Below are 25,401 nucleotides of genomic sequence, written 5' to 3'. Positions count from 1 at the left end.
TTAACCACAACAACATTTTTATTTTGACTGCCGCCATTTGATATAAGTCAAATCTGATATACTGATTAAAATTTTTGGACTTAAGGAGCCTCAACGTGCTTAAGACAATTGAACAGAAAAAAAAATATATTCAAGCAACACGCTTACAGAATTATCGGGCTAGCCTAAAACTTGAAGGTCTTTCTCCTTCAACAACTACTTCAACTTTAAGCAAAGACCAAATCCTACAAAAGTATAAAAAGCTTTCAGAATCATAATTTGGTGATTTGATGGATAAATATGGTGAAATAGGAGACAGTCTTTACTGTTATCCAAATTCTAGTATTCTCAAAAACAAATTACATATCCAAGATGAAAAAATTTTGCAGCAGGCCGAATTAGAGCTATCTGAATATGCCAGTTTACACATTGAATATACTGAACCACCTTACGATCTCCAATACCTAAAAAACATACACTACTCCTTATTTTCAGACCTTTATGAATGGGCTGGTGAAATTAGGCAAGTTGATATTTCAAAAGGTGATACACGCTTTTGTACTTTTAGTCGTATTGAAGTTGAAGCCAATAAGCTTTTTAAACCACTTCAATCTCAAAACTATTTTCAACATCTTGAACAGCAAAAGCTTATTATGCAGCTTGCCGATTTTTATTGTGAACTTAATGTCATACATCCCTTCCGCGAAGGTAATGGACGCACTCAACGCATTTTCTTTGAACATCTTCTCGCCTATTGTGGTTATGGTGTTGATTGGTCTCAAATTGAATCTCAGGAACGTTGGATTCAAGCTAATGTTGAAGGGTTCTATGGACACTTAGATGGATTAATTCAAATCTTCAAGGAATGCATAGTCATTCCCAAATAAAAAAACAAGGGAGCTTTTGCTCCCTAATTATTCACGGCTCGCCAACTTACTTTCAATCCACTGATGAATCTCATAAGCTGACCAACCGATACGGTTTTGGGTGATTTTCACTTTCTTTGGAAAAGTTGGATCATAATACGGTGAATATTCATCCATCATTGCATAAACTGTCGAACGTGCTACACCTACTATTTCTACTACTTGATGTATATTAATCAGCTGATTTATTTGAAAAGTTTGGCCAACAAATGCATTCATGATGTGTACTCCTATCTCATGGTGACGAGCAACTCGCTCATGAGATACGGGATTCCTGTAAGGTTTTAACCAGTTCAATTCAGTTCAACGCCGTAACCGACCCTTGCAATCCCTGCTGGATATTAAACACTTTATCCTCATCTGTTGGCTGACCTTCCTCTCCTTGATAAAACTCCTCAACGACATTCATGCCATCCTCACTATCCACCTCAAACTGCGAATGCCCATAACCCTGTAAAGCAATCTGATCTAAAGCATTCTGATTAAATCCAGCCAACTTACTTTTCTGATCAATCTCCTTGGCCATTTGAATCGCCTCTTGTAAGTGAATCCCCTCACGTAGGGTTAAGTCCACGTAGTACACAGGGGTACGATAGCTTTGTGTCGTGGATTTGCCTCGAAGGGTCAATTGTAACGGCAGACATGACAGCAAGCCGTTCGATGCTGCGTGGTAATAACGGAGTCGTGCTGACAAAGTCCGAATACTGTTAAAGCCTGTGGTCCTAAATACAAAACTGCCAAACTCATCCGACTCATCCAAATTCACATAGAGACGACCATAGGGCTTGCATAAGCCCCCTTGTGCCAAAGCGCATAAATCAGGGGATGGACATGGATGTTGCTCTACGCCTTGATTGGTTAAGCGTTGACAGGTTTCACCATTACCCATGCAAACAGGTCGCCCCGTCTGCCGATCAAATAAGCTGTATTCCGCACGTAAGTTCAGTTCGGGATCATTAAAGATCATCCGTACTGGAATGGTTCTGAGTTTTTGGCTAGGGGCTTTAACTCGAAGTTGCTCATCTAAAGGATGTTTCACCCAACCCTCCTTGTTCTGGATTTGGCTGGTGATGGTGAATTGGTCATCCTTTTCAGGTAGACGCTTGCCGTTCTTTTCTACAATCTTTCCGATACTGATTCGTCCGAGTACCGGCGGTGTAATCACTAAACCTTTAATCATGGGGATATTCCTTCTATTCATTTTTATACTGATCAGCCGAATGTATTGAAGCACCTGCTCTTACGTCATTCTTTGATAGCGTCAAACAAGACACATCAAGCAATGACTACAGGAGAATCTGTTGTGCATCGGTCAATCGATCTGGCAAAGCTGTCCAATGCCCTTTCTTCTTTGAAGGAGGGGCGAAGGGGCTGCTTTGCCGATTTTTTTATGCAGACGCTTAGATCAAGATTCAGCATCAGTAAAGATATTGAATCGACGACTGCCCTGCTTGTGCAGTGGATATTGCTGTATTAGCTCAGGTTGATGTTCGGTCAATGTTTTGGTATTGAGACTGATCGTATCTTTTGCTTTTTTCCAGACCACCGAACCCCTGCTAAACACCACACGTTCGTTGTCTTTCATTAGCATTTGGATTTGATGTTTCAGTTGATCAAAGTGTTCTTGCTGATCTTGAAGATCGGCTTTCATTTTGATGAGCTGGTCAAACAACTGATTGGCATGTGGGTCATGACTTAAATCTTCAACACTAAGTGGCACATGTGCTGGATATAGTAGTTGCAATGCTTTGGCTGCGGATTCACTAGCATCGGCATCAGGTGGAATATCCTTTTCAACACAATCCCAGAAGTAACGTTCTGCATTTACAATATGTTGAATCACCGATTCACTACGGGTGACTTTAAAGATACGTGTTTCATGCCCACAGATCAGTACACAAACATGTGCTGCCTTTTTTCCTGTGACTGCCAGCTGATGCTGTACCTGACAAAGCACATACAGCGGGATACCATCTCGCCAAAGTTTGGCACCATGTTCACCTGCGGTTTTACATTCCAGAATTTGCACATCTGCATTACCCACCACTGAATAATCCAAATTAGCCAGCATGAAATGTTTGTCTGGATCTGGATGTTGGAGTACTGCATTGACGCGACGCACTTTGTACTGGGTATGCATACTGTAGTATTCCGCCACCAATGGTTCTAAGCGTTTTCCCCAATATAAAGGGGCATGCCCTTCAGTTTGTTCATCCATGTTGTGCTGGATACGACCAGTTTTGATCATCCAGAGTTCAAGCATCGACATATACGGGTTGAGACCACAGGCTGCGGCACAATCACTACTGCCGATCCCTTTGCGTCGAACTTCTAACCATTCTGCATGCGTCAGGTTTTTGGTATCCACAAAGCGTTTGGCTGTAAACAATTTGGGCCGAGGAGTATGGATACTCGGTATTGCATTGTTCGGGTTAATCACCGCTGAATTCATAGTAATGTCCTCTATCTGTAAAATTTTGCGCATAAAAAAAGCTGTGTCCGTAGACACAGCTTTGAATGAATGGGTTAAGGTTTTTGAAATATGGAAATAAGGATGCTTAGGCTAATAAATTAACTCATCTCATTGATTAAACTTAAGCAATCATTGCGAGGGCTTGTTCTAATCCTCTTTGCTTAAGTCCAGCACCTGCACCGAACCATGCAGAATCCAAACGATGATCCTGACTCATGGCTCTGCGTTCGTGGTCGGCAAATTCCGTTATAGAGCAAAGCAAGCCATAGGCGGTATCTTTGGCCGAACTCAGTTCTGCTCCACGGCCCTGTCCATTAAACATGGTCATCACCTTCGACATGGCACGGCCATTTGGTTCTGTCTTGTTGTCGGCTTTGGTTGCTGGGTTATTGCTTTGAGCCTGCATCGCCACATTACGGTAGAACTGGATAATGCCATCCTCCTGTTCAGGCACACTCAGACTGGTATTGTTAAATACTGCATCGAAATAAGCTGCTGCTTCAGTCTGTGTGACTTTACGTTGACTAAGTTGTTTCATCTCATACATGTGATCTTCCCATGCACGGACTGAAATACCCAATTGCTGCTTAATCTTCTCAGCATCGAACTTGGTGCTGTGCGGGACTTTAACCACACCTGCACTTAAGTTTTGACCCTTTAAGGCAATAGCTAAGGTGTTATTACACACCACACGAATAGAGGTGAATTGTGCCGTGGTTGCCAGTGTACCGTCGCAAGCGGTTGCCAGTAAGATATAGCCATTGCTGACATCTTTACCTTTTAAAGCCGATGTTTGCCCCGTTTTGGCTAAAGCCCAGAATTTCTTACCACCTTTCAGCACGCCTGCGGTTTCTAGCTCAAATCCTGATTGTTCAGTCAAATCACGATAAAACTCTAAGATCTGTTTCGGTTGCACCTCCTGATAGCGTTGACTGACCACAGATAAAGGGGCATGGGTATCTGAACGATACAGAACCCGCTGTTCCTCATACGGCATAATGATGCTTTGCCCACGTTCATTCTGCGCCATATAACTCACATCGGAAGATTCAATCCGCCAATCCATGCCTGCCTGCTCTGCCCAGACTTCAATCGGTTGATGAGGACTGAGTTGATTCCCAAGGCCATGCCAAGGGGTTTCGCCCACATAGGCGATCTGTTCAATTTGATGTGCCATTGTTCATTTCTCCTCTGTGAGCTTATTGGAAGTTTTGGTTACAGTGGTGGCAGTGGTAATAACACATTGGAATGTGCTGTTTAGGTGAATCGAATAAGCTACTGAATACCCCACCGATCACAGCACCTGCAATTCCACCAAGCAATGGAGATAGCGGTAAAGGTAGGGTTTTAGAAATCGATGCGCCAATCGTGGCAAAGGAGGCTGATGCTGCAACGCCTGTTCCAGCCGAGCCATTTACCTGTTGATTCATCACTTGAACGATTTGATCAGAAAAACAGTAAGGACAATGTTTACTCATAAGATATACCTCTAAAATGAAAAAAGGCTTACCGTATGGCAAGCCTTAGATTTTGAATGAAAGGGAAAAATAAACATTCAATCTTCATGTTAATGATATATATCTATGATTTTTTGGGATCAACGGTCTGCCGCTCTAGGCTTTAACTGCCCTTTACTAAATTGTCTCTTTACCTTCACAGATGCTCTCAAGTATTGATTGTCTTTTTCAGGATCAGCCAGATAGCTGATGGCGAGCCAAGCATTCTCGACCTCTTTTAAATTCCGCCTTTCGATCATTCCTATACCTAGTTGATCTAGGTCCTTGTAATATTTTTTATGGCTGACTTGATTACAGTTAAAGAATTGGCCATCTTCCTTTGTAATTTTTTCTAACCAAAGCTCGCCAATGGCTTGTGCTAAATAATCATCTTTAATCCGCAACGATCCGTTATAGATCACCAGCAGATGACAGTGATACCCTTTACTCTTCCCTCCCTGCTCTAAGCGATAGGCATAACCCACCTGATCTTTAAAGATAGTGTCCTTGTCCTGAATACGCCGTACCAATTTATTCACATCACGTTCAAATTGTTTTATATCTGGTTGAGCATTGAATCGATATGAAAGATCAACCCTGACCAGCAATAACTTGCGATGGTTTTGTACAAGATCATTAAAATACTCTTTCAAGTGATTGTGGTTGCGACGGTTATTGCTGCTGAATTTATCAAGAAAGTATTCATGCTCTTCAATAAGCTCATTCTGAAAACAACTGAATGCTCTGCTGTCTTTAAAGACTTCTAGATTTTCGAAAGATGCATGTTCTGGCAATAATTCAAAGTAGGCTTGAACCAAAGGACTGTATTCACATTTTGGATCGTAGACCGCTTCAGCTGATTTTTTTAGTTCGTCATAGTCCGCTTTAAAGTAAATCCAGCGGTATTTTCTTCTAGATACCTTAAGCATGAAGTTTTCAATTTCAAGTAAGGTTTGTGCTTCGTTCATGAGTATATTTCCTATGGTTGAGTAAACTCATAGGAATCACTGCTCAGTATTTTTTACACATGGACTGAAATATTGAACTCAATAAAAAACCTTCATCATTTGGGGATGATGAAGGTTCATGAAGAAGATTAAGTAATTAATAAATAATATTAAATATATATCCTAGCCCAATAAACTCAAAACACACTTACTCGACATCTCATAAAATTAAAAACGCTGCTTCTATAGCAAGCTGTCAAAATTCTACAATTTATCCTATTTTTATAGAAAAGATTAAAGCGGAAGTTAAGTATCTCTAATGCCGTTACTTACTTGATTGTCCTCTCTTGAATCTATTTCTTATTTCATCCGTATAGTTGAGATCTAAAAACTCTAAAAATATGAAATAGGGTAATACTTTTTGCTCAAAAATATTCCATCGCTGTTTATCTCTCGCCTCAATTAAAAACTCGGGTGCAAGTCCATAAGACAAATCTTGCAATATTGGGGTAGGTTTAAATTTAAGATGTACATTTTGCCCTTCAAATATTGGATCCTCTAAATTAGCTTGCCAGAATTCTTTCAACTCTGTCCGCAAATTTCGTTGCTTACAACTAGGCTCATCAGAAACTTGTAAGAGCGTATTTGTGTCATAAATACATATGAGATCTAGTTTTAGTTCACGACTACGAAAATCTTCACTCCAAAAATATAAAAAATCCAAGTATCCCTGTAACCCATTAGGCTTTTTAGCTTTTTTATTAATATTTCCAAAAATTTTTTGAAACTGCTCAGCTGTCACGCGCCCTTTCTCAAGTACCAAGTATATTTGTGTGCGACATAATAAAATATTTTGTTTGTTATATTTCTGAAAATATATGATAGCTTCATTAAGTTGCTTAGAACGATTTCCCCAATCTTTAGTCATCTCAATACGGCTTGCTCGGACAAGTCTTGTTGCAGGTTCTACACCTCCATCGCGCTGTCTATAAATTTGACTTAGCATTAAGTTCTTTTTTAAACTTCCAGTTTCAGCAAAAGCTTTTAGCCGTAAAAGCAAATTATTTAAATCTGTCAATGAATCAAATGTAAGGTCCTGATTAAGAGAAAAAATATTTTCTCTATTAGAATGTGAGCCTTCCTGTCTTAGAAAATCTATTAGAATCTTTACATTTCTTGTGAGAGCCTCACTTTGAAAGTTTTCTATATCATTTTTTTTATCAATTAAATACAGTAGCTCAAAACCCAACCTTGTGATTCTGTTTTTTAATTCATGCGGCTGTTCTTTGCGAATCTCTAGACCTGAAGAACCAAAAAAAATGAAAGCTGGTGTTGGTTGATAAATTAATGCCAACATGAATACTTCTATTCGTATGAGCAAATTTAAGTCCAAAGTATAGTATTTCTCTCTTAACTCAAACGTTTCATAGTTACTCTCTCTACCAAATGGAAAATTAGGATCTTCAACAAAAATTTCTTGATATAAGACTTCTATTACTTGCAGGTATTCTTTTGCCCAAACATGCTGCTTTATGCTCTTTAACAATTCATGATTATTCTCAGGAATTATTTCATACAACGAGATATATGGCCTAAGCTGATGTATTTTACTTCCTCTTCTTAGAGCTTTATGACTACTTTCCACACGTGATCTTGATTCATATTTCAACGTCTTCAAACGGTCACTATCAATAATATAATTTATTATTGCCTCTCCCAAACTTTCAATCATTTGCTCCTTTGGGCCTGACAAAAAACCTCCTAACACCTCATCATTGCCATCAGTTGTGTTAACTTCAACTTGCTCTTTCTCAATATTATTCATTAGTGATTTACATCGTACTCTATGCCTTATCAGCGAGACTACCACTTCAATTCCCAACATGTAACCCATTAATTCCCATATATTTTAACTTCAATTCCCATGTTTTTTTACTTAAATTCCTTAACATAACAAGATTAACATTACACTCGAACCAATAAGTTTTCTTTTATCCATAAAATTTTTTATAGGCATAAAAAACCACGCATCTAAGCGTGGTTAAAGTGTGGAATTAAAGCAGATTAATTCACCCAGTCTCTTGCCTGCTCCCCATACCACTCCATAATTTTTACACGCTCATCCCAGTACTGCGCTCTGTTATAAGCAGATCTAATTCTGTTTTGAGGAACATGAGCAAGTTGGCGTTCAATAGCATCAGGATTAAACAGATTTGATTCATTCACGACTGTACTGAATAAAGAGGTGGATCAGGAAATTTGAACAACACTTATAAGTGATATTTTGCTCCCCAAATGATGTTATAAACATCAATATATGGAGTATTTTATGACACGTAGACCAAGAAGAAATCATTCAAATGACTTTAAAGCTAAGGTAGCACTTGCTGCGATTAAAGCAGAAAAAACACTTGCTGAATTGAGTGCTGAATTTGATGTTCATCAAAACCAAATTATTGACTGGAAAAATCAACTGATTTCAGCTTCCTCGCAAGCTTTCGATCAATCAAAAGCTCCAACAGAACCACCCATCGATCTAAAAAAACTACATGCAAAAATCGGTGAGCAGGCATTAGAAATTGATTTTTTAGAAGGTGTGTTGAAGAAACTGGGCCGCTTCAACCACAAAAGTTAATCGATGACTCACTTCAGATTTCAGTATCTAAGCAAGCTAAGCTGCTGAAAGTCTCCCGTGGTTGTTATTACTATCGCCCAAAACCTGTGAGTGAATCAGATCTGAAGCTGATGCGCTGTATGGATGAGTTACATATGCAATACCCTTTTGCAGGTAGCCGTATGATGCGTGATTTATTGAATCGTCAAGGACATCATATAGGACGACGTCATACACGTACTTTAATGAAGAAAATGGGCATTAATGCGTTATATCGTAAACCAAATCTAAGTCAGGCCAATCAAGCTCACCGTAAATATCCATATCTGCTCAAAGGATTGGCTATTCAGCGCAGTAATCAAGTGTGGTGTACGGATATAACGTATATCCCTATGGCAAAAGGCTTTGTTTATTTATGTGCTGTGATTGATTGGCATAGCCGCAAGGTACTTGCGCATAGGGTATCGATTAGTATGGAGGTGGATTTTTGTATTTCGGCTTTAAATGAAGCAATTGAAAAATATGGATCACCTGAAATATTTAATACAGACCAAGGCAGTCAGTTCACCAGTGATGCATTTATTGATGTATTGAAATCAAATGGCATTCAAATCAGTATGGATGGTAAAGGTCGATGGATTGATAATGTGATGGTTGAACGATTATGGCGGAGCGTTAAATATGAAGAGGTGTATCTCAAAGCTTATAGCAGTGTCACAGATGCGAAAAAGCAATTGAGTGCATATTTTGAGTTTTATAATTTGAAACGACCTCATTCGAGTCTGGACAAAATGACTCCAGATGAGTTTTACTATGACCAGCTACCACAACAAAATAAGGTAGCTTAACTAGAGCAGAATATCACTTATAAATAAGCTTTTAGTTGTTCAAACAAGTGGGACCACCTCTTAACGATCTAAAACCATGTGTGGTCATTCGACCTGCATAACCTGAACGCTTAATGACTGCCAAAATGGATTCACTACGCATGGGTTCTTTATTATTTAAGCGATGAGGGAAAAGCAATTCTTGATTATGAGTAAGTCTTAAAGCTTGCAGTTCTTCAATCATCATGTCCGTCAATGGCACACGATGTGGCAATCGGTTCTTCATGCGGTCTTCAGGAATATCCCACTTACGCCCTTCCAAATCAAATTCATCCCAATGTGCTTGTAGTAACTCACTGACTCGAACACCAGTCAGCATAATTAAAATGATGGCATGATGTGTCTGAGCATCACTTGGATAAGCTCTAACTTTTCTTAGAAATTCAGGCATATCTGAAGCAGGTAATGATGCTAAATTTTTCACACGCTTATTTTTTAGTGCATAGACCAAATCACCTGCAGGATTATCGTAGCGATAGCCGTGTGCAATAGCGTACTTCATGACCATGCCACAGCGAGATAAGGTACGTTTGGCTACTTCAAGTGAGCCTCTTGCCTCAATCTTTTTTATGATCTGCAAAATTTCAGGCGCTTGAATTTGGTTAATAGGCTTATTGGCAAGAGCAATATAAAGCTCATCCAAAGAAGCTCGAACATTGCTAATGTGTTTAGATGACCATGTTTCTTTTTGATTATTAAACCAATCTTCTGCAACCTCTTGAAAATGAGGCTGCATCACTTCGGCCTCAACCATATTTTTGAGTTTATACCTTAGATCAAGCGCTATCTCTCTTGCACGTTTTAGGCTCAGCTCGGGATATACACCTAATGCTTTTGACTTCCTTTGCCCATTTTCCGTATATCGAATAGACCAATATTTTTTCCCATTCGGATCGATTCGCAAAGAGAGACCGTTAGTATCAGAAAGGCGATACTGTTTTTCTTGAGGCTGCGCTTTTTTACACATCACATCAGTTAGTGACATATCTTTGTCCCACTTAATTAAACTTATTTAGTGGGTCAAATTGTCCCAATATTGACCCACACAAAGCAAAAATAGGGTCAAATCGCTTAGGACAGTATCGGACAATACAGCCAATAAAAAAGCCCTTAAACATTGAGTTTAAAGGCTTTTTTATATTCCGATGGACTACTTCGGAAAGAATTTTGGTGGGGTGGCGTCAATTGAACCCACATCATAAACTACTGTAATTAATAAAATTAATCCACAGAATGATTTTCACCATACACAATACCATACAAATAGCTTTGTATTATTGAATTGAATCAAGTACACCTTTCTCAAATTTACCCATAGAGTTACAACTAATTTGACTTACTTGATTCTCATATCGTATCTGCTGAGAAATCGTTGTTGTCACTGTCACTTTTGGTTGTGCTGTTGCTTTAGAAACAAATATATTAAAACTACCAAATGCAATACCTCCGGTCCAAAACAACGGAGGTTGACCACAATCAGCTATTGGGAAGAATTGACTGAAAGAAGGTTTTGAAAAGTTATCAATTTCACTATAAATAACACCACTATCCTTTTCGATAGTTTTTATTGGAATATTATTAGCTGTCATAAATTCAATTACACCATCCCATACTTGATCATAAGTTTTATTACTATATGTTCTAGAGTTCTCGAATTGATAATTTTTAGCAGGAACTGTTGCACACCCCCACAATGAAATAGAAGTCACTGCAACAACCATTAACTTAAAGTTTTTCATAAACCACCCCTAAAATAAAAATTTAGCAACATTAATTAATACTATGAAATATATGGAATATTCTATCAAGTATTTACAAATCCAAACCACGCGGTCCATACACACGTTTTGAATAAGTTAAGCTTACAAAGCGTAATGCGTCTCGAATATCCACCAGTTCAATTACTTCTGATTTAGTTTGCCAGCTTGTCGTAATTTGCTTGCCCTTTATTGAAGTTACCCCTTGTCCATATTTACTAGCTAAAGAATCCTTTAATTCTTCATATTGATTTGTATTACGTAAACTAAGATATACAGAATTAAGGGTTGTTTCATTTAACTTTGCTCTAAAACTAACATCAAACTCAAATGGTCCTGTTTTGAAATCACTTACAGCTAAACAATCAAAATAATATGGGTTTGACTTGTTTCTCTGTTCCTCACCGAATACAGCCCTTGCTTTGCCATGAGAAGCTTCAACAATTTGCTCAGCAGTCATACCCCAATTTGCATACTGCCATCCTGATTTATTAGTTTGCTTTTGTGTTTCTCCAACTTTTATCTTCTGAGTAGGATTTGATGATTCAGCAGAACAGTACCCACTAATAAATAATATAACTATAAGACCCAAGTACCTCATAAATATTTCACAACATTGATAAATGATGCTCCCAACATAAAGAAAAATTAATGAAAAATATCTCTGTACACGACAAAAATAGATAACTCATTGAAATAATGTCATAATAATTGTTTTCTAACGACGAATACTATGACACATCTCAATGAGTTATATCTTATCTTAAACAAATATCTAAAATGGAACAAGTCACATTTAAAGTGCTTTGCGCTCATCATGCTTGTGATTATTTTAAAGCAAACATGTAATCTTTCTTCTGCATCTAAAGCCTTGCCCATCAAGTGCTTACCACAATCATTTTATCGACGTATGCAGCGCTTCTTTGCAGGTCAGTATTTTGATTATCGTCAAATTTCTCAGTTGATTTTCAATATGTTTTCATTCGACCAAGTGCAACTGACTTTAGATAGAACCAATTGGAAATGGGGAAAACGAAATATTAATATCCTGATGCTCGCAATCGTTTATCGTGGAATAGCGATACCTATCCTTTGGACATTGCTTAATAAACGTGGAAATTCAGATACGAAAGAGCGCATTGCTTTGATTCAACGCTTTATAGCCATTTTTGGTAAAGACCGTATTGTGAATGTGTTCGCAGACAGAGAGTTTATCGGTGAGCAGTGGTTTACATGGTTAATTGAACAAGACATCAACTTCTGCATTCGTGTTAAAAAAACTTCATTGTCACCAATCATTTAGGAAAGAATCATAAAATTAGTGATTTATTTCGCCATCTTAAAGTTGGTCAAATTGAATGTCGTAAACGACGGATTTTGGTTGGTCGGGTGAAACTATATATAAGTGCACTACAGTTAGAAAATGGAGAGCTTTTACTCGTCGTTTCTCCTCAGTTTAATGCCAATGCTATTCAGGATTATGCATTACGCTGGGAAATTGAAACCTTATTCAGTTGTCTCAAAGGACGCGGGTTTAATCTTGAAAATACGCGCTTGACAGACCCTAGACGAGTGAAAAAATTGATTGCGGTGTTAGCTATAAGCTTCTGTTGGTGTTACTTAACGGGTGAATGGCAACATGATCAAAAAAAAGTGATAAAAATAAAGAAGCATGGACGACTCTCAATGAGTTTATTTCGCTATGGTTTAGACTATGTTCAAATGGCGATTCAGCGTTTAATTGGTTTTGGGAAAAAAGAAGAGTTTAAGGAAATTTTGGCAATTTTAAGAAGGCAGAACCCTGATAGGATAAGGGTTCTGTGAAATTTGTCGTGTACAGAGGAAAAATATATAGTTTTTATTCCACAATAAAAAAAAACAGCTACCTAAGTAACTGTCATTTCATATCTCAACTATATCGAGTCTGCTTTTTGACTTCCCACCATTCAATCAACTCATTATGATCAAAATACACGGCGGATTGTCTAGTAGAACCTTCTTTGATTGGTCTTGGAAAAGTAGGATCATCCTTAACCATCTTATTTAATTTATCACGTTGTACTGATAAAAAGTGACAAACTTCATTCATTGTTAAGCGTAACTTCTGCATCTTTTTATTTCCCCCTCAATTCACATTAAATCGCTGTATTAGCCCCATAACAAGTCATACCATCAAACCGTAATCTCTAGCTAAATCACGCTTATAACGAGCTCTAGTAGATGCTGTATAACCTATATGCAAGGCTCCTTGCTTCTGTGTCGCTAAGAATCGAATATACTTAGCAGGTAACTCTATTTCCGACACAGGTTCAGGTAGATTCAGTTTGCTATGGGAGTCCTCAACTAAATGCTTAACCAACTCTTCATTCCAACAATAGCCATAATTCAATTCCTGATCTCTTAATTGCTGATTAAATAAACGTACTTCACATCTAATCATACGATCAGCATATTCTCTCAACTCAGTTGTAAGCGTTGTCTGTTGCTTGTTATGAGAACGGATTTCTTGACCTTTAAAATAGTAAAGCAAAGTAGTCCGCTTGCTACCTTTACCAAAGTAGATACCATTATTTTCGACTTCTCTATCGCGCCGTGGATAAGTTCCATGCTCTTTGATTGAACTTAAATATTGTTGAGCTTTTTGCTTATCATCAAACAATAATGCTTTATTCACGTCAATTCGATAGATGCGGAATAAACCTAATTTAATATTCTCAATCTCGGTATCAGTTGGAGTAATTGCATTGAATATCTGACTGAGTCTATTCACAGTATCGAGGACTAACTGAATCAAGTCAGTTGTACCTGTAACATTTTGACCATTCAACCACTTAAACAAATTACCCTGAATTAATATCTCATTTTTGTTAATTGCTTTAATTTGAATATGATCGTTATAAGAACCGCATACCCATTGCTTGCTATAAGATTCTTGTAATGGCTGAAATTCACCATCAAACTTGGTTAGGGGGATAACCATATTTTGAGATAATTCTAGTGGATTATTTGTTATTTCTACTTTTAGTTTTAAGTAATCAATAGCAAATATATGTTTAGCTTCCAGCACCTCTTCATTGTTAATTTGTTGATTTAAAACATTATTCAATACCATATATTTTCCTCACATAAAATTTAGAACGCAAAAAACCCTCAAACATCGATAGTCCATTTTTAAACTAGATGTAGAGAGTCAAGACTTTAAGTTTTCATTTACCTTAATAGGTTAGGTTTCGGATTTGCTTGTATAACTTATACAATCGTTCCGTCATGTTGTATTAACATAAAACAATACTTTTAAATATACAATAAACACAAGCAAAGAGTCAATAAAAATTATTGCTAATTGATTGTTTTTTGATCAATCAATTTTATTGTTAAAGCCTTACATCATAAGGATAACATACCTCAAAAATATTATTTTATATCTCTATAGGGAGGAGAGGCAGTAGGCTTAACACCACTGTATTTATCGATGAGGTGCTTAACAATCTCGATACTCCCTGCTTCATTAACTTTCAAAATATTAAAATATCCTATGCTCTTTTAAACTGAATTACCGTACCAACTGCCAATTGTTCCAAATGATCAGCATACCATTGCATAATACCTTTTCTCTCTTCAAAATGAGTTGCCTTATCATACGTCCCTTTAACACCGTTTTTAGTATGAGCTAAACATGCCTCAACCACTTGGGGTTTATCACTAAATTGGTTATTTAATATGGTACTAGCAATATGACGGAAGCCATGAGGGTTTTGCTTTCCACCATACCCAATTCTTTTTAAAGCTTCGATAAATACCGTATCCGACTTAGGTTGCCCCTTATTACTCCTACTAGGAAATAAAAATGGTGAATGACTTGTTAATTGCTTTAGCTCTTGCAGTAACAACAAGGCTTGTTTTGCTAGTGGAACTTTATGCTCTTTCTTCATTTTCATTCTTGATGCTGGGATTAACCATATACCCTTTACCAAATCAAACTCCTCCCATTTTGCCTCTCTTAATTCAGATGGTCTGCTGAAGAGTATTGAAAGCAATTTAAGACCAATACGTGTATCCAATGCAGGGTATTTATCAATAGCTCGCAATAATGCTGGCAGTTCCTCATCACCGACATGCTTCATCCCATTGCTTTCGTGTTTTTTAAGATACTTATGCAAATTAGTAATAGGGTTATATGTAGCTTTACCTGTTACCTCAGCATAATCATAAATTTCTCGTACCAATGCTGTGACACGCTGACCTGTTTCAATAATTGGTTTACCCGTTCGAGGATTCAGCTTTTTTTGTATATCCTGAAAGAGATCATGCCATTCTTGTTTATTGATATTTCGGTAATCTTTCTTACCCATTGCAGGCATTACATGATTATTTAATGCACCTACATTGCGAGCTGTAGTATCAGGTGTCCAAGTTTTTGTCAGATAAAACTCTTCAGCGAGTTGCTGAAATGTATAAGCACCTTGCTCCAGTGTCGCTAATCTTTCTTCAGCTTTCTGTACAACTGGATCAATACCTTGAGCAATTAACTTACGAGCCTCATCAGCTTTCTTTCTTGCAAAGCTTCCACCGACTTCAGGATATGTACCTAAACCCACCCATGACCACTTACCAGTGCTAGGCTTTTTATATCTTAGCTCCCATCGTTTATTGCCTTTAGGATGAACTACAAAATGTAAGTTATTTCCGTCATTAATGCGGTACTCTTTTTCTTCTGCTTCTAATGAACCTAATACAGTATCTCGCATCGGATAAGACTTTACATCTGATTTTTTCATCGCATGTCTTGTATGGTGGCTTTTTACTAACTCACACTATACACGCTACCATACACAGCAACAAGCTATAAGAAACTTCATATAACGGCATAAACAGGCATAAAAAAAGCCTAAACCATTAAGATTTAAGCTTTATTTACTCATATACCGTAATGTTACGACATACAAATTTAAGAATTTGGTGGAGGTGGCGGGAGTTGAACCCGCGTCCGCCAGCACTACGCTCGAGAATACTACATGCTTAGATATCGTCTACTGTTTTAACTCTTTGTGACCCGACGAACAGGGTACAAATCGCGATCCTCTTAATTTAGTACAAAACCCCGAGGCTTGGTTTTATACGGACTTGTGTGCGTGCGCTTCAGTCGGACTCTCTAACCACAAGTATTCGGAGAGGCGGACAAGCTGCCCTTAGGCAGCTAGAGCGTATGATTCGTCGTTTGCGACTAAAAAATGCAAATTTGATTTACGAGAGAAAATGCGCTCTCGACATGCATCTATGAGTTTCATCACCAGCGTCGAAGCCAGAAACACCCCCAAAGTAGCGACAATCATAGCATAGTTGCTAGAAAATACGATCTATTTTCTAAACAAACACACATATTGATGCGCTTAATTACATAATTGCGCTAATATTTTGGTTTTCAAGTCCAACAATAAAATAATTTATGAGCTACTTACTTGCACTCGACCAAGGAACCACTTCGAGTCGTGCCATTATTTTCAATGAACAAGGTCAAGTTCAGGCAACGGCGCAACGCGAAACACGTATACATACCCCCCAATCAGGCTGGGTAGAACAAGATGCCCAAGAGATTTGGAGCTCACAAATTGCCGTTGTACAGCAGGCTCTGGCCTCTGCTCGTATTTTAGCCAAAGACATTAAAGCCATAGGCCTTACTAACCAAAGAGAAACGACTGTCGTATGGGATAAACGTACAGGGCAGCCGCTTGCACCAGCGATTATCTGGCAAGACCGTCGTGCATTTGAATGGTGCAATCAGCTCCTACAGCAAAACCTAAAAGATAAGATTCAATCCAAAACTGGACTCCGAATTGACCCTTACTTTAGTGCAGGAAAATTGGTCTGGTTACTCGAGCATGTCAATGGTCTACGCACACTGGCTGAACAGGGGCATGTGGCCTTTGGCACGATTGATAGTTGGCTGATTTGGAATCTTACCCAAGGTGCTCAACATGTCATCGAAGTCAGCAATGCCTCTCGCACCATGCTCATGAACTTAAGTACCCAGCAGTGGGATGAAGAGCTGTTAGATCTATTTAATATTCCCTCTGCATTACTGCCAAAAATCATCAACTCGGACACCTATGTCGCCGATACCGCGGCAGGCTTACTCGGTGCCAATATTCCGATCACAGGCATATTAGGCGACCAGCAGTCTGCACTGTTTGGACAGTCCTGTTTTGACATTGGAACTGCAAAAAACACCTATGGCACAGGTTGTTTTATGCTGTTCAATACAGGCGAGACCGTTCAATACAGTAAGAACAAACTGCTTTCGACACTGGGTTGGAAAACGCAAAATCACACCACTTATGCCCTAGAAGGCAGTGTATTTATGGCAGGTGCGATTGTTCAGTGGCTACGGGATAATTTAGGCATTATTCAAAAAAGTAGCGATGTTGAAAAATTAGCTTGTACAGTTAAAGATACCGATGGCGTCATGCTGGTTCCTGCCTTTACTGGACTCGGTGCGCCACACTGGGACAGTGAAGCGCGTGCCCTATTATGTGGAATGTCACGCGGCACCAATAAGGCTCATATCGCCCGTGCAGCCTTAGAATCCATTGCCTTTCAAGTCTCGGATGTACTGACTGCCATGCAAGCCGATATTCAGCAGCCGCTGAAAGAGCTCCGCGTCGATGGTGGCGCCAGTCAAAATGACATGCTCATGCAGTTTCAAGCCGATATTTTGAATGTGCCTGTACTACGCCCTAAGATGCAGGAGTCGACCGCATGGGGCGCGGCGGCCATGGCAGGCTTAAGGTCTGGCGTATTTTCAAGTTTGGACGAAATTGCCCAGTCTTGGCAGCTTGAACGTGCCTTTGAACCAAAAATGAGTCCAGATCAACGTGAGTTTCACTTACAACAATGGCAATCCGCTTTAAGACGCGCAAAGTCAGAACTTTGATTATTTAACGCTATTGTTTTGAGATAACAAAAACATCATAAAACTGCATAACATGCATAATAAAAAACCGCTTCAAGAAAGCGGTTTTTTATTATCCTAATGCGCATGCCCGCCACCGCCTGCCCCTATTTTAGGTTTAGGACAGAGCCAAATAATGGATGCTGCAAATAGGAACACCAAGGCCAAGATCAGGAAAATATAGTTTGCCGACAAGGTCAACGCTTCTTTATCCACCAGACTAGAAATATAGCCTAATGCACCTTCCGCGCTCATTCCCTGCTGCATCAACACCGACTGGGTTTGATCTGTATGCAAACTACCAACCATTTCGCTACGTGCAACTTTAGTATGGTCGTCCCAAATAGTGACAGCAATAGAGGCGCCTATCGCACCTGCCATAGTTCTTAAGAAATTCATTAAACCTGCGGCAGATGCCATTTCGTGCGGCAATACCGATGACAGCGCCATGTTTGATAATGGGATAAAGAAAAATGGCACAGCAAAGCCTTGCAAGATTTGCGGCAATGCCAATGCAAAAAAGTCTGCATCTGTGGTCCAGAATGAGCGCATCAAGGTCACCCCGCCCAAGATGCTCAAACCAAAACTGGCCAGTGCACGTTGGTCATATTTGGTTGCCAATTTCGCCACAATGGGTGACATGGCTAAACTACCAAAACCCATGGTTGCGGTTAAATAACCGGCCCAAGTTGCGGTATAGCCCAAATTGATCTGTAACCATTGCGGAATCAGTACAATACTGCCAAAAAATGCGCCAAAGCCAAAGGCCAGTGCCAAGACAGAAATCGTGAAACTACGGTATCTAAAGATTTGGATATTCACCACTGGATGCCGTTCTGTCAGCTCCCAAATGGTAAAAATCACCAAGCCAATCACAGCCGTTAAAGCCAGTATCACGATCGCAGGGCTATTAAACCAGTCACGTTCATGCCCCAAATCGAGCATGAGCTGTAATGCCCCAATCCATAAAATCAGGAGGATCAATCCACCGCGATCAATTTTGAGTTTGGACGTTGCGGTTTCCGCAGGTTTAAGCAGACGCATCGCTGCAAAAGCGCACGCTATCCCGACGGGAATATTAATAAAGAAAATCCAATGCCAAGACATGTTGTCACTGATGGTTCCCCCTAAAATCGGACCAAGAATTGGGCCAACCACTGTCGTCATTGCCCACATGCCCATCGCTTGGGATTGCTTTTCTGGAGGGAAAATCCGCATCAGTAACATCTGACTGAGCGGCATGATCGGACCACCAAATAAACCTTGGCCAATTCGGCAGAAAACCAGCATTTCTAAACTGGTCGATAAACCACACAGTACCGAAAATATGGTGAAGCCAATCAGACTTAAGGTAAAAACCCTCACGCCGCCAAAACGACCTGCGAGCCAGCCTGTTAAGGGAACACAAATCGCTTCAGCCACTGCATAAGAGGTAATCACCCATGTTCCTTGCGAACTCGATACGGCAAGACTTCCCGTAATATGAGGCACAGAAACATTAGCAATGGTCATGTCCAGCACGACCATAAAGTTGGCCAAAGCGAGGACGAAAGCCGCCAACATCAGGCGACCACCCTTTAAGTCACCATAGGGAACGTAGCTATTCATGTGCAACTACTTCGATTTCAGATCGATTTGAGCTTCCATCGACAAACCAACACGTAAAGGATGTTCAGCCAACTCTTTCGGGTCGAGTTGAATACGCACAGGTAAACGCTGTACCACTTTAATCCAATTGCCTGTGGCATTTTGTGCAGGAATCAGTGCGAAGGCTGAGCCTGTTCCACCAGAAAAGCCCAAGACCGTGCCATGGAACTCAACTGAGTCACCATAGAGGTCTGAGGTTAAAAGTGCTTTTTGACCCGGACGTACATTTTCAAGCTGGCTTTCTTTAAAGTTCGCGTCCACATATAACTGTGAAATTGGCACCACCACCATGAGCACCGAACCCGGCGCCACACGCTGTCCAACTTGAATTTTTCGGCTCGTCACCACCCCATCAAATGGTGCTTTAATTTCAGTACGTTCTAAATCAAGTAAAGCTTGTTTCAGTTTTGCTTGAGCAACCAAAACATCGGGGGTTGAATTTTCATTGCTGCCATTAATTAAAGCTTCATTTGCAGCCAAGTTACTTTGTGCAGCTTTCTGACTGGATTTAGCCTGCGCCCAACCCGCTTGCGCCAAGTTATAGCCCGCTTGTGCATTATTTAAAGCAGCTTGTGCTGTGCTTAATTCTTCTTTAGAAATCGCGCCTGTCGCACTCAACTGCTGACGACGGTTCAAATCATCTTGCGCTTTATCCAACTCTGCTTTGGCTTTAGCCACTTGCGCTTCAGCACTATGAATGGCGTCATCACTCACAAAGACTTGCGAGTTTAAAGAGCTACTGTTGGCCGCACTTTGTTTATACTGGCGCTGTGCTTTAAGTAATTCGGCCTGAGCTTGGGCTACAGCAATTTCTGTATCACGATGATCGACCAAAACCAGCACATCGCCTTGCTTTACAGTTTGCGTGTCACTGACCAACACTTTTTCAACTTGGCCAGTCACCATAGAAGTAATCGAGGCCGTTTCCGCCCCCACATAAGCATTATCAGTTGAAACCGAATGGTTAAAGAACAGTTTCCAAATCAAGAATAAAATGGCAGCAATGATCAGGATCATAGCCACGAAACCTAAGCTTTTCTTACGTTTAGCTTTCAGTGCTTGATCATTGATTTGATCGGCTGGATCAGTATCTGGCAGTGTATTTGGGGCATCTGTCATTGATTTTTCCTAAATCTAACAGACTTGGTCAGCAGGCATCATCCCGACGAAAGGGACATCAGACAAGTATTGTCTGCATTGGTGTCGATGAGAAAGTCACAATAAAATTTGATGCATTCTAAGAGCAAATAATCACATTTTGAGAAAATAAATTGTAACTTCTCAGTCTATTTTAGTTTTCAGCATCCAACTTCCTATTAGATGCTGTAAATTTCACTTGAATATTAACTACTTAATTAATTTAAAACTAATAAGCATAAGAAGCAATCGCTGTTGCAATCGATTTGCCTTCATCATTGACCATGGTCATGCGCATCGTGCAGCCTTTACGCCCCAATCTTAGAGTTTCAGCACGGGCAATAAAGTATTTTCCACGTCCCGGCGCGAGATAATCGACCCGCATATCGACTGTAGCTAAACGGGATACTTTTTTAATGGTGTCCGCAATCGTGTCAGGTTCCGCTTTTTTATACAGCTCTCCCATCGCCACAATGCCACCAATACTGTCCAAAACCGTTGCAGCCACGCCTCCGTGTAGAATTTGGAACGCAACATTGCCAATTAAGTAATCTTGCATATCGATATAGGCTTCAATTTGCCCGTCAACGACTCGCATAGTCATGGTGTTGTGCTTAAAAAATGGCGACGCATTAAAAGCCTTAACCAACTGCTCAAAAACCACATCAATATCCACTTTTGCTCCTAAGTGTATGCTGCCCGTCCAGCTTTTTTCACCACTACTCATAACAATCTGCTTCACTCTTAAAACAATAAAAACCCGTCAATATGTGCCCAAAGCCATAAGATAGGTCTACAATACTGACCTAGTTTAATACCGATTATCGAGATTTGTATGACCTATACGTTCAATCGTCCCGCCTTCCCTGCTACTCGCATGCGCCGTATTCGTAAAAATGAACATCTGCGCTCTATGGTTCGCGAGACCCATTTAACGACAGATCATCTTATCTATCCAGTATTTGTACTGCCGGGACAAAACCAAACGCAAGACATTCCCAGTATGCCGAAGGTGCAGCGCCTATCTGCGGACTTACTCTTAAAAAAAGCAGAACGTTTACTTGAACTTGGCGTATCGAAACTGGCGCTATTTCCAGTTACTCCCCAAGAAGATAAAAGCTTAACTGCCGAAGCAGCATGGCGTGAAGATGGTGTGGTTCAAAACACGCTACGTCTGCTCAAAAAAGAATTACCTGAAATGGTGCTGATTACCGATGGCGCACTTGACCCGTATACCACGCATGGTCAAGACGGCATCATTGATGAAACAGGTTATGTACTCAATGACGAAACCGTTGAAGCACTGATCAAACAAGGGTTAAGCCACGCTGAAGCTGGAGCAGATGTCTTTGCGCCAAGTGACATGATGGATGGTCGTATCGGTGCGATTCGTCAAGCCTTTGAAGTTAATGGTCATATCTACACCTCAATCATGGCCTATTCAGCAAAATACGCGTCGAGCTTCTATGGCCCTTTCCGTGATGCGGTCGGTTCATCCAGCAACCTCAAAGGTGGCAACAAATACAACTATCAAATGGATGTCGGCAACCGCGCAGAAGCATTACATGAAATTGCCCTTGATATTCAAGAAGGGGCTGACATGGTGATTGTGAAACCGGGTATGCCGTATTTGGACATTGTCCGTGAAGTCAAAGATAACTTCGGCGTGCCAACTTTCGTTTACCAAGTCAGTGGCGAATATGCCATGCTCGCAGCGGCCATCCAAAACGGCTGGTTATCGGACAGCGTGATTATTGAATCACTGATGAGCTGCCGCCGCGCGGGTGCAGATGGCATCTGGACCTATTTTGCAGAAGAAGCGGCACTGAAACTAAAAGACATGAAATAACAGCGCGTTTAAAAGGATTGAGTTGCAATGCATATTGCCATCGTTGGCGCAGGAATCAGTGGTTTACTGACAGCGCTTGAGCTGATTGAACATGGTTGTTCGGTTGAGATTTTTGACCAACAGCAAGCGGGACAAGCGGCTTCATGGGCAGGTGGAGGGATTCTTTCCCCGATGTACCCATGGCGCTATCCACAAAGTGTCAATGACCTCGCCAAATATGGCAAAAGCATGTATCAAGCATGGAATGAAAAAATTAGCCCCGTTTCGGGGATTGATTTTGAAATCCATGAAACAGGCATGCTGATTTTTGATGAAACTGATTTTGACATTGGCCTAAATTATAAAGACCAACATCAAGAACCGATGCAGCATTGTGAACTTTTGCAACGCGAACAACTGGAACAGGTCAATCCGCGCATTTCTTCACGCTTTCAACAAGCTATCCATTTTCCACAGTTAGCCAATGTCCGTAATCCTCGACTGCTCAAGTCGATTGTGGAATACCTCAAACGGCAGCCACAAGTCACCTTTCATGAGCAAGCGTGGGTACATACCTTTGACATGCTCAATCAGAAAGTTCAAGGGATAAAAACTGCCGATGGACAAAGCTACCATGCAGATCATGTAGTGATTGCAACAGGCGCATGGTCACAGCATTGGTCCGAACAACTCCAGTGCAGCATTCCAGTGAACCCCGTACAAGGGCAAATGTTACTGTTTAAAACCCCGGAAAACTGGCTACCAACCATGTGTATGAATCAAGTCATGTATCTGATTCCACGTTTAGACGGTCATATCGTTTGTGGTTCAAGCATGGCGGATGTCGGTTTTGACCAACGTCCTTCTCTACAGACCCAGCAAAATATTTATAAAGCCTGTTTGGACATGGTGCCTGAGCTGGCCGATTTTCCCATTGTGAAGCATTGGGCGGGTCTACGCCCAAGTTCGCCAACGGGCGTCCCTTATATCGGAGCATTTCCTGAAATAGCCAATCTCTGGGCAAACTTCGGTCACTATAGAAATGGTCTATGTATGGGGCCTGCATCTGCACGACTGCTACGAGAATTGATGTTAGACCAAAACTTAACGGTTGATGCGACTGCCTATACTCCAGAACGTTTAGCACATTTTGCGTGATGATGCTTCGCCACAATCAGGCTTTGGGCTGAATGAGATGAAGCAATGCTTCTTTTAAAGTGGGATATTTAAACTCAAACCCCTGTGCTTTCAATGCTTCGGGGCGAACAAATTGACCATTCAACACCAGTTGAGACTGCTCGCCTAAAAGTAACTTCAGTACAAAAGCTGGTAAAGAAAGTACAGGTCTACGTTTTAGAATTTGCGCTGCGGTTTGTGTAAATGCTGACTGGGTGACTTTTTCTGGACTGACGACATTAAAAACTTGTGCAGTGGTTTCATGCAACATTAGAAACTCAATCGCTCGCAGCACATCTTGAATATGCACCCACACCACAGGTTGCCGCCCCGAACCAATACGTCCACATAAGTTCATTTTGATCGGAAACAACATTTGCGGCAAAATGCCGGCCCCACGTCCAAAGACCACACCTAAACGAATAATTTTGGTATTTTGCGAAGTGTCTTGCCGTGCAGATTGTTCCCATTTTTGACACAACTCTGACATAAAAATAGACTGCGGCGCTGACTGCTCATTACAACACTCTGTCCATTGTTCAGTCGGATCGATACCATAATAGCCCACTGCTGAACCTGAAATAATACATTTCGGTTGAATATTTCTTTTAGCGAGATATTGATAGAGCATCGTCGTCGTTTCAACACGACTGGCGATCAGCTTTTGTTTGCGGGCATCTGTCCAACGCCCCTGAGCAATACTTTCCCCTGCCAAATTCACCACATAATCAATGCGATCATGCTTCAGTTCTTCTAAAGCTCGAATCCAAGTCAAATGCGGGTGAATTTTAGGCAAATTCTTCTGTCGACTTAAGCCGATCACGTCATAATCTTTTTCTAATAAATAATCGAGCAAGTTTGAACCAATAAAACCACTTGCTCCTGTCACCAAAACACGTTCTTTTTGCATAGCGTGATCTCAAATGATGTTTTGCTCAAACTATAGCATTTAGAAGAAAGCTTTACGATTAATCGATCATTTTTGCCGCCATACGCTCAGCTTGTTTGCCATAAAACCAGTACGTCAGCACATACAGTGGAATCGCGATCAATAAAATCAGAATCACCACCATACTGATAAATTGCGGTTGTTGGACGTAGAGCATAAAGTTTTGCCAAACTTCGGCATCACCCTGCGCAAAGATAAATAAGCCCAACATAAGGAAGGCGAAGTTATAGCTCCAAAAAATCAGACTAAAACCCAAAGTGAATTTCTTCCGCTCTGCTTGGGTTGGCGCACGGCGCTGCTGCTTAATAAATTTAAGTAAAACCCAAATCATGGCCACCAAATAAGGTACAGCCGTTAATACCGCTCCCATCCCTGTCGGAAGTAGAGCAGCGAGTACACCACAGACACAACTAAAGACAAAACATATAAAAAAAAACCAGAGAAAATATCGTGTTAGCGAAATCATAGCGCTACTTTAAATCCAGCCAAAAAATCATTATAAAAAAAATTCAGTTTTTTTTCATTTTCATGTCAACCAATCGAAGTTGATGTGCGTTAAATAGGGTACAAGGTCGCAGCAACCGTCAACATTGTACCGGCATCCACAATACGTACGGTGACCTTTCCTAGAGCAAT

25 protein-coding genes, 1 other RNA gene and 1 pseudogene are annotated in these 25,401 nt (G+C 40.4%); 7 read left to right on the top strand and 20 right to left on the bottom strand.

Translation table 11 applies throughout. From position 1 onward, the window contains the following. Positions 1 to 95 precede the first annotated feature (95 nt). Entirely contained in the window at positions 96 to 257 is a 162-nt protein-coding gene (locus HUK62_RS05015; RefSeq protein ID WP_004694826.1) for a YhfG family protein, read from the top strand. A gap of 12 nt (positions 258 to 269) precedes the next feature. After that, a complete protein-coding gene (locus tag HUK62_RS05010) occupies positions 270 to 866 on the top strand; it encodes a putative adenosine monophosphate-protein transferase Fic (RefSeq protein ID WP_176537253.1) in 597 nt (198 codons plus the stop codon). Between the two features lie 27 nt (positions 867 to 893). On the opposite strand, the gene HUK62_RS05005 is transcribed toward HUK62_RS05010, so the two are convergent. The 8 genes and pseudogenes from HUK62_RS05005 to HUK62_RS18970 all read right to left on the bottom strand — a co-directional run. Then, a complete protein-coding gene (locus HUK62_RS05005; protein WP_176537252.1) occupies positions 894 to 1,124 on the bottom strand; it encodes an AlpA family phage regulatory protein in 231 nt (76 codons plus the stop codon). Positions 1,125 to 1,203: 79 nt separating this feature from the next. Then, positions 1,204 to 2,085 carry a hydrolase or metal-binding protein gene (locus HUK62_RS05000; RefSeq protein WP_176537251.1) on the bottom strand — a complete coding sequence of 294 codons (882 nt, stop codon included), beginning with the start codon at positions 2,083 to 2,085 and terminating at the stop codon, positions 1,204 to 1,206. 225 nt (positions 2,086 to 2,310) lie between these two features. Continuing rightward, positions 2,311 to 3,357 (bottom strand): lambda-exonuclease family protein, encoded by a 1,047-nt coding sequence (locus tag HUK62_RS04995; protein ID WP_176537250.1) that lies wholly within the window; start codon positions 3,355 to 3,357, stop codon positions 2,311 to 2,313. A gap of 142 nt (positions 3,358 to 3,499) precedes the next feature. Beyond that, positions 3,500 to 4,555 (bottom strand): DUF932 domain-containing protein, encoded by a 1,056-nt coding sequence (locus tag HUK62_RS04990; RefSeq protein WP_176537249.1) that lies wholly within the window; start codon positions 4,553 to 4,555, stop codon positions 3,500 to 3,502. 22 nt (positions 4,556 to 4,577) lie between these two features. Next, entirely contained in the window at positions 4,578 to 4,856 is a 279-nt protein-coding gene (locus tag HUK62_RS04985) for a hypothetical protein (RefSeq protein WP_005400084.1), read from the bottom strand. Positions 4,857 to 4,975: 119 nt separating this feature from the next. Continuing rightward, positions 4,976 to 5,842, bottom strand: coding sequence for an inovirus-type Gp2 protein (locus tag HUK62_RS04980; RefSeq protein ID WP_176537248.1), 867 nt, complete (start codon positions 5,840 to 5,842; stop codon positions 4,976 to 4,978). Between the two features lie 304 nt (positions 5,843 to 6,146). After that, the gene (locus HUK62_RS04975) at positions 6,147 to 7,646 is read right to left on the bottom strand and encodes a hypothetical protein (protein WP_176537247.1); all 1,500 of its coding nucleotides are present in this window, start codon (positions 7,644 to 7,646) and stop codon (positions 6,147 to 6,149) included. 239 nt (positions 7,647 to 7,885) lie between these two features. After that, positions 7,886 to 8,065, bottom strand: a pseudogene (locus tag HUK62_RS18970) (integrase); the annotation flags it as partial. Between the two features lie 85 nt (positions 8,066 to 8,150). On the opposite strand from HUK62_RS18970, the gene HUK62_RS04970 reads away from it, so the two are divergent. Further along, positions 8,151 to 9,283 (top strand): IS3 family transposase gene (locus tag HUK62_RS04970; RefSeq protein ID WP_227554019.1). Its coding sequence is split into 2 segments (ribosomal slippage): positions 8,151 to 8,403 and positions 8,403 to 9,283, totalling 1,134 coding nucleotides; the frame shifts between segments, so codons are not numbered across the junction. 31 nt (positions 9,284 to 9,314) lie between these two features. On the opposite strand, the gene HUK62_RS04965 is transcribed toward HUK62_RS04970, so the two are convergent. The 3 genes from HUK62_RS04965 to HUK62_RS04955 form a co-directional block, all read right to left on the bottom strand. Beyond that, positions 9,315 to 10,307 (bottom strand): integrase arm-type DNA-binding domain-containing protein, encoded by a 993-nt coding sequence (locus tag HUK62_RS04965; protein ID WP_228723734.1) that lies wholly within the window; start codon positions 10,305 to 10,307, stop codon positions 9,315 to 9,317. A 289-nt stretch (positions 10,308 to 10,596) separates the two neighbouring features. Further along, a complete protein-coding gene (locus tag HUK62_RS04960) occupies positions 10,597 to 11,061 on the bottom strand; it encodes a hypothetical protein (protein ID WP_176537246.1) in 465 nt (154 codons plus the stop codon). A 73-nt stretch (positions 11,062 to 11,134) separates the two neighbouring features. Then, positions 11,135 to 11,671 carry a hypothetical protein gene (locus tag HUK62_RS04955; protein ID WP_154650399.1) on the bottom strand — a complete coding sequence of 179 codons (537 nt, stop codon included), beginning with the start codon at positions 11,669 to 11,671 and terminating at the stop codon, positions 11,135 to 11,137. A gap of 141 nt (positions 11,672 to 11,812) precedes the next feature. Between HUK62_RS04955 and HUK62_RS04950 the strand changes: the two genes are divergently transcribed. Next, positions 11,813 to 12,903 (top strand): IS4-like element ISAba1 family transposase gene (locus HUK62_RS04950; RefSeq protein ID WP_088631513.1). Its coding sequence is split into 2 segments (ribosomal slippage): positions 11,813 to 12,353 and positions 12,353 to 12,903, totalling 1,092 coding nucleotides; the frame shifts between segments, so codons are not numbered across the junction. An 85-nt stretch (positions 12,904 to 12,988) separates the two neighbouring features. Here the strand turns inward: HUK62_RS04950 and HUK62_RS04945 are convergent. The 4 genes from HUK62_RS04945 to ssrA all read right to left on the bottom strand — a co-directional run bounded on the left by HUK62_RS04945 (position 12,989) and on the right by ssrA (position 16,395). After that, positions 12,989 to 13,189, bottom strand: coding sequence for a hypothetical protein (locus tag HUK62_RS04945; protein WP_018676911.1), 201 nt, complete (start codon positions 13,187 to 13,189; stop codon positions 12,989 to 12,991). 54 nt (positions 13,190 to 13,243) lie between these two features. Continuing rightward, a complete protein-coding gene (locus HUK62_RS04940; RefSeq protein ID WP_018676910.1) occupies positions 13,244 to 14,191 on the bottom strand; it encodes a phage/plasmid replication protein, II/X family in 948 nt (315 codons plus the stop codon). Positions 14,192 to 14,612: 421 nt separating this feature from the next. Continuing rightward, positions 14,613 to 15,857: a tyrosine-type recombinase/integrase gene (locus HUK62_RS04935; protein ID WP_176537245.1), complete on the bottom strand. Its 1,245-nt coding sequence runs from the start codon at positions 15,855 to 15,857 to the stop codon at positions 14,613 to 14,615. A gap of 179 nt (positions 15,858 to 16,036) precedes the next feature. Next, positions 16,037 to 16,395, bottom strand: a transfer-messenger RNA (tmRNA) gene (ssrA, locus tag HUK62_RS04930). Between the two features lie 130 nt (positions 16,396 to 16,525). Here ssrA and glpK point away from each other — a divergent pair. Further along, entirely contained in the window at positions 16,526 to 18,010 is a 1,485-nt protein-coding gene (glpK, locus tag HUK62_RS04925) for a glycerol kinase GlpK (protein ID WP_176537244.1), read from the top strand. Between the two features lie 96 nt (positions 18,011 to 18,106). Here glpK and HUK62_RS04920 read toward each other — a convergent pair whose 3' ends face one another. From HUK62_RS04920 to HUK62_RS04910, 3 genes are all read right to left on the bottom strand, one after another. Then, complete coding sequence (locus HUK62_RS04920; RefSeq protein ID WP_176537243.1) at positions 18,107 to 19,636, bottom strand: DHA2 family efflux MFS transporter permease subunit; 1,530 nt, start codon at positions 19,634 to 19,636, stop codon at positions 18,107 to 18,109. Positions 19,637 to 19,642: 6 nt separating this feature from the next. After that, complete coding sequence (locus tag HUK62_RS04915; RefSeq protein ID WP_176537242.1) at positions 19,643 to 20,794, bottom strand: efflux RND transporter periplasmic adaptor subunit; 1,152 nt, start codon at positions 20,792 to 20,794, stop codon at positions 19,643 to 19,645. A 247-nt stretch (positions 20,795 to 21,041) separates the two neighbouring features. After that, entirely contained in the window at positions 21,042 to 21,539 is a 498-nt protein-coding gene (locus tag HUK62_RS04910; protein WP_004694841.1) for a thioesterase family protein, read from the bottom strand. A 108-nt stretch (positions 21,540 to 21,647) separates the two neighbouring features. Between HUK62_RS04910 and hemB the strand changes: the two genes are divergently transcribed. Beyond that, on the top strand, positions 21,648 to 22,661 hold the full coding sequence (hemB, locus tag HUK62_RS04905) for a porphobilinogen synthase (RefSeq protein ID WP_176537241.1): 1,014 nt from the start codon (positions 21,648 to 21,650) through the stop codon (positions 22,659 to 22,661). A gap of 27 nt (positions 22,662 to 22,688) precedes the next feature. After that, positions 22,689 to 23,798, top strand: coding sequence for a glycine oxidase ThiO (thiO, locus tag HUK62_RS04900; protein WP_176537240.1), 1,110 nt, complete (start codon positions 22,689 to 22,691; stop codon positions 23,796 to 23,798). A gap of 16 nt (positions 23,799 to 23,814) precedes the next feature. On the opposite strand, the gene HUK62_RS04895 is transcribed toward thiO, so the two are convergent. Both HUK62_RS04895 and HUK62_RS04890 read right to left on the bottom strand, forming a co-directional pair. Next, positions 23,815 to 24,726 (bottom strand): TIGR01777 family oxidoreductase, encoded by a 912-nt coding sequence (locus tag HUK62_RS04895; protein WP_176537239.1) that lies wholly within the window; start codon positions 24,724 to 24,726, stop codon positions 23,815 to 23,817. 58 nt (positions 24,727 to 24,784) lie between these two features. Beyond that, positions 24,785 to 25,231 carry an ABZJ_00895 family protein gene (locus HUK62_RS04890; RefSeq protein ID WP_176537238.1) on the bottom strand — a complete coding sequence of 149 codons (447 nt, stop codon included), beginning with the start codon at positions 25,229 to 25,231 and terminating at the stop codon, positions 24,785 to 24,787. Positions 25,232 to 25,401: the final 170 nt, after the last annotated feature.

The organism is Acinetobacter sp. NEB 394 (assembly GCF_013374795.1).
In the GTDB taxonomy this organism is placed as follows: domain Bacteria; phylum Pseudomonadota; class Gammaproteobacteria; order Pseudomonadales; family Moraxellaceae; genus Acinetobacter; species Acinetobacter johnsonii.
Note: the sequence above shows the minus strand (reverse complement) of the source record. Positions and strands in the feature narration are given on the sequence as shown.

Coding starts and splice junctions, on each gene's coding strand:
- HUK62_RS04920 (WP_176537243.1), bottom strand. CDS start 19,636: ATGAATAGCTACGTTCCCTATGGTGACTTAAAGGGTGGTCGCCTGATG.
- HUK62_RS05005 (WP_176537252.1), bottom strand. CDS start 1,124: ATGAATGCATTTGTTGGCCAAACTTTTCAAATAAATCAGCTGATTAAT.
- HUK62_RS04945 (WP_018676911.1), bottom strand. CDS start 13,189: ATGCAGAAGTTACGCTTAACAATGAATGAAGTTTGTCACTTTTTATCA.
- HUK62_RS05010 (WP_176537253.1), top strand. CDS start 270: ATGGATAAATATGGTGAAATAGGAGACAGTCTTTACTGTTATCCAAAT.
- HUK62_RS04990 (WP_176537249.1), bottom strand. CDS start 4,555: ATGGCACATCAAATTGAACAGATCGCCTATGTGGGCGAAACCCCTTGG.
- HUK62_RS04975 (WP_176537247.1), bottom strand. CDS start 7,646: ATGAATAATATTGAGAAAGAGCAAGTTGAAGTTAACACAACTGATGGC.
- HUK62_RS04890 (WP_176537238.1), bottom strand. CDS start 25,231: ATGATTTCGCTAACACGATATTTTCTCTGGTTTTTTTTTATATGTTTT.
- HUK62_RS04940 (WP_018676910.1), bottom strand. CDS start 14,191: ATGGTATTGAATAATGTTTTAAATCAACAAATTAACAATGAAGAGGTG.
- HUK62_RS04995 (WP_176537250.1), bottom strand. CDS start 3,357: ATGAATTCAGCGGTGATTAACCCGAACAATGCAATACCGAGTATCCAT.
- HUK62_RS04965 (WP_228723734.1), bottom strand. CDS start 10,307: ATGTCACTAACTGATGTGATGTGTAAAAAAGCGCAGCCTCAAGAAAAA.
- glpK (WP_176537244.1), top strand. CDS start 16,526: ATGAGCTACTTACTTGCACTCGACCAAGGAACCACTTCGAGTCGTGCC.
- HUK62_RS04960 (WP_176537246.1), bottom strand. CDS start 11,061: ATGAAAAACTTTAAGTTAATGGTTGTTGCAGTGACTTCTATTTCATTG.
- HUK62_RS04985 (WP_005400084.1), bottom strand. CDS start 4,856: ATGAGTAAACATTGTCCTTACTGTTTTTCTGATCAAATCGTTCAAGTG.
- HUK62_RS04895 (WP_176537239.1), bottom strand. CDS start 24,726: ATGCAAAAAGAACGTGTTTTGGTGACAGGAGCAAGTGGTTTTATTGGT.
- HUK62_RS04915 (WP_176537242.1), bottom strand. CDS start 20,794: ATGACAGATGCCCCAAATACACTGCCAGATACTGATCCAGCCGATCAA.
- HUK62_RS04935 (WP_176537245.1), bottom strand. CDS start 15,857: ATGAAAAAATCAGATGTAAAGTCTTATCCGATGCGAGATACTGTATTA.
- HUK62_RS04910 (WP_004694841.1), bottom strand. CDS start 21,539: ATGAGTAGTGGTGAAAAAAGCTGGACGGGCAGCATACACTTAGGAGCA.
- HUK62_RS04980 (WP_176537248.1), bottom strand. CDS start 5,842: ATGAACGAAGCACAAACCTTACTTGAAATTGAAAACTTCATGCTTAAG.
- HUK62_RS05000 (WP_176537251.1), bottom strand. CDS start 2,085: ATGATTAAAGGTTTAGTGATTACACCGCCGGTACTCGGACGAATCAGT.
- thiO (WP_176537240.1), top strand. CDS start 22,689: ATGCATATTGCCATCGTTGGCGCAGGAATCAGTGGTTTACTGACAGCG.
- hemB (WP_176537241.1), top strand. CDS start 21,648: ATGACCTATACGTTCAATCGTCCCGCCTTCCCTGCTACTCGCATGCGC.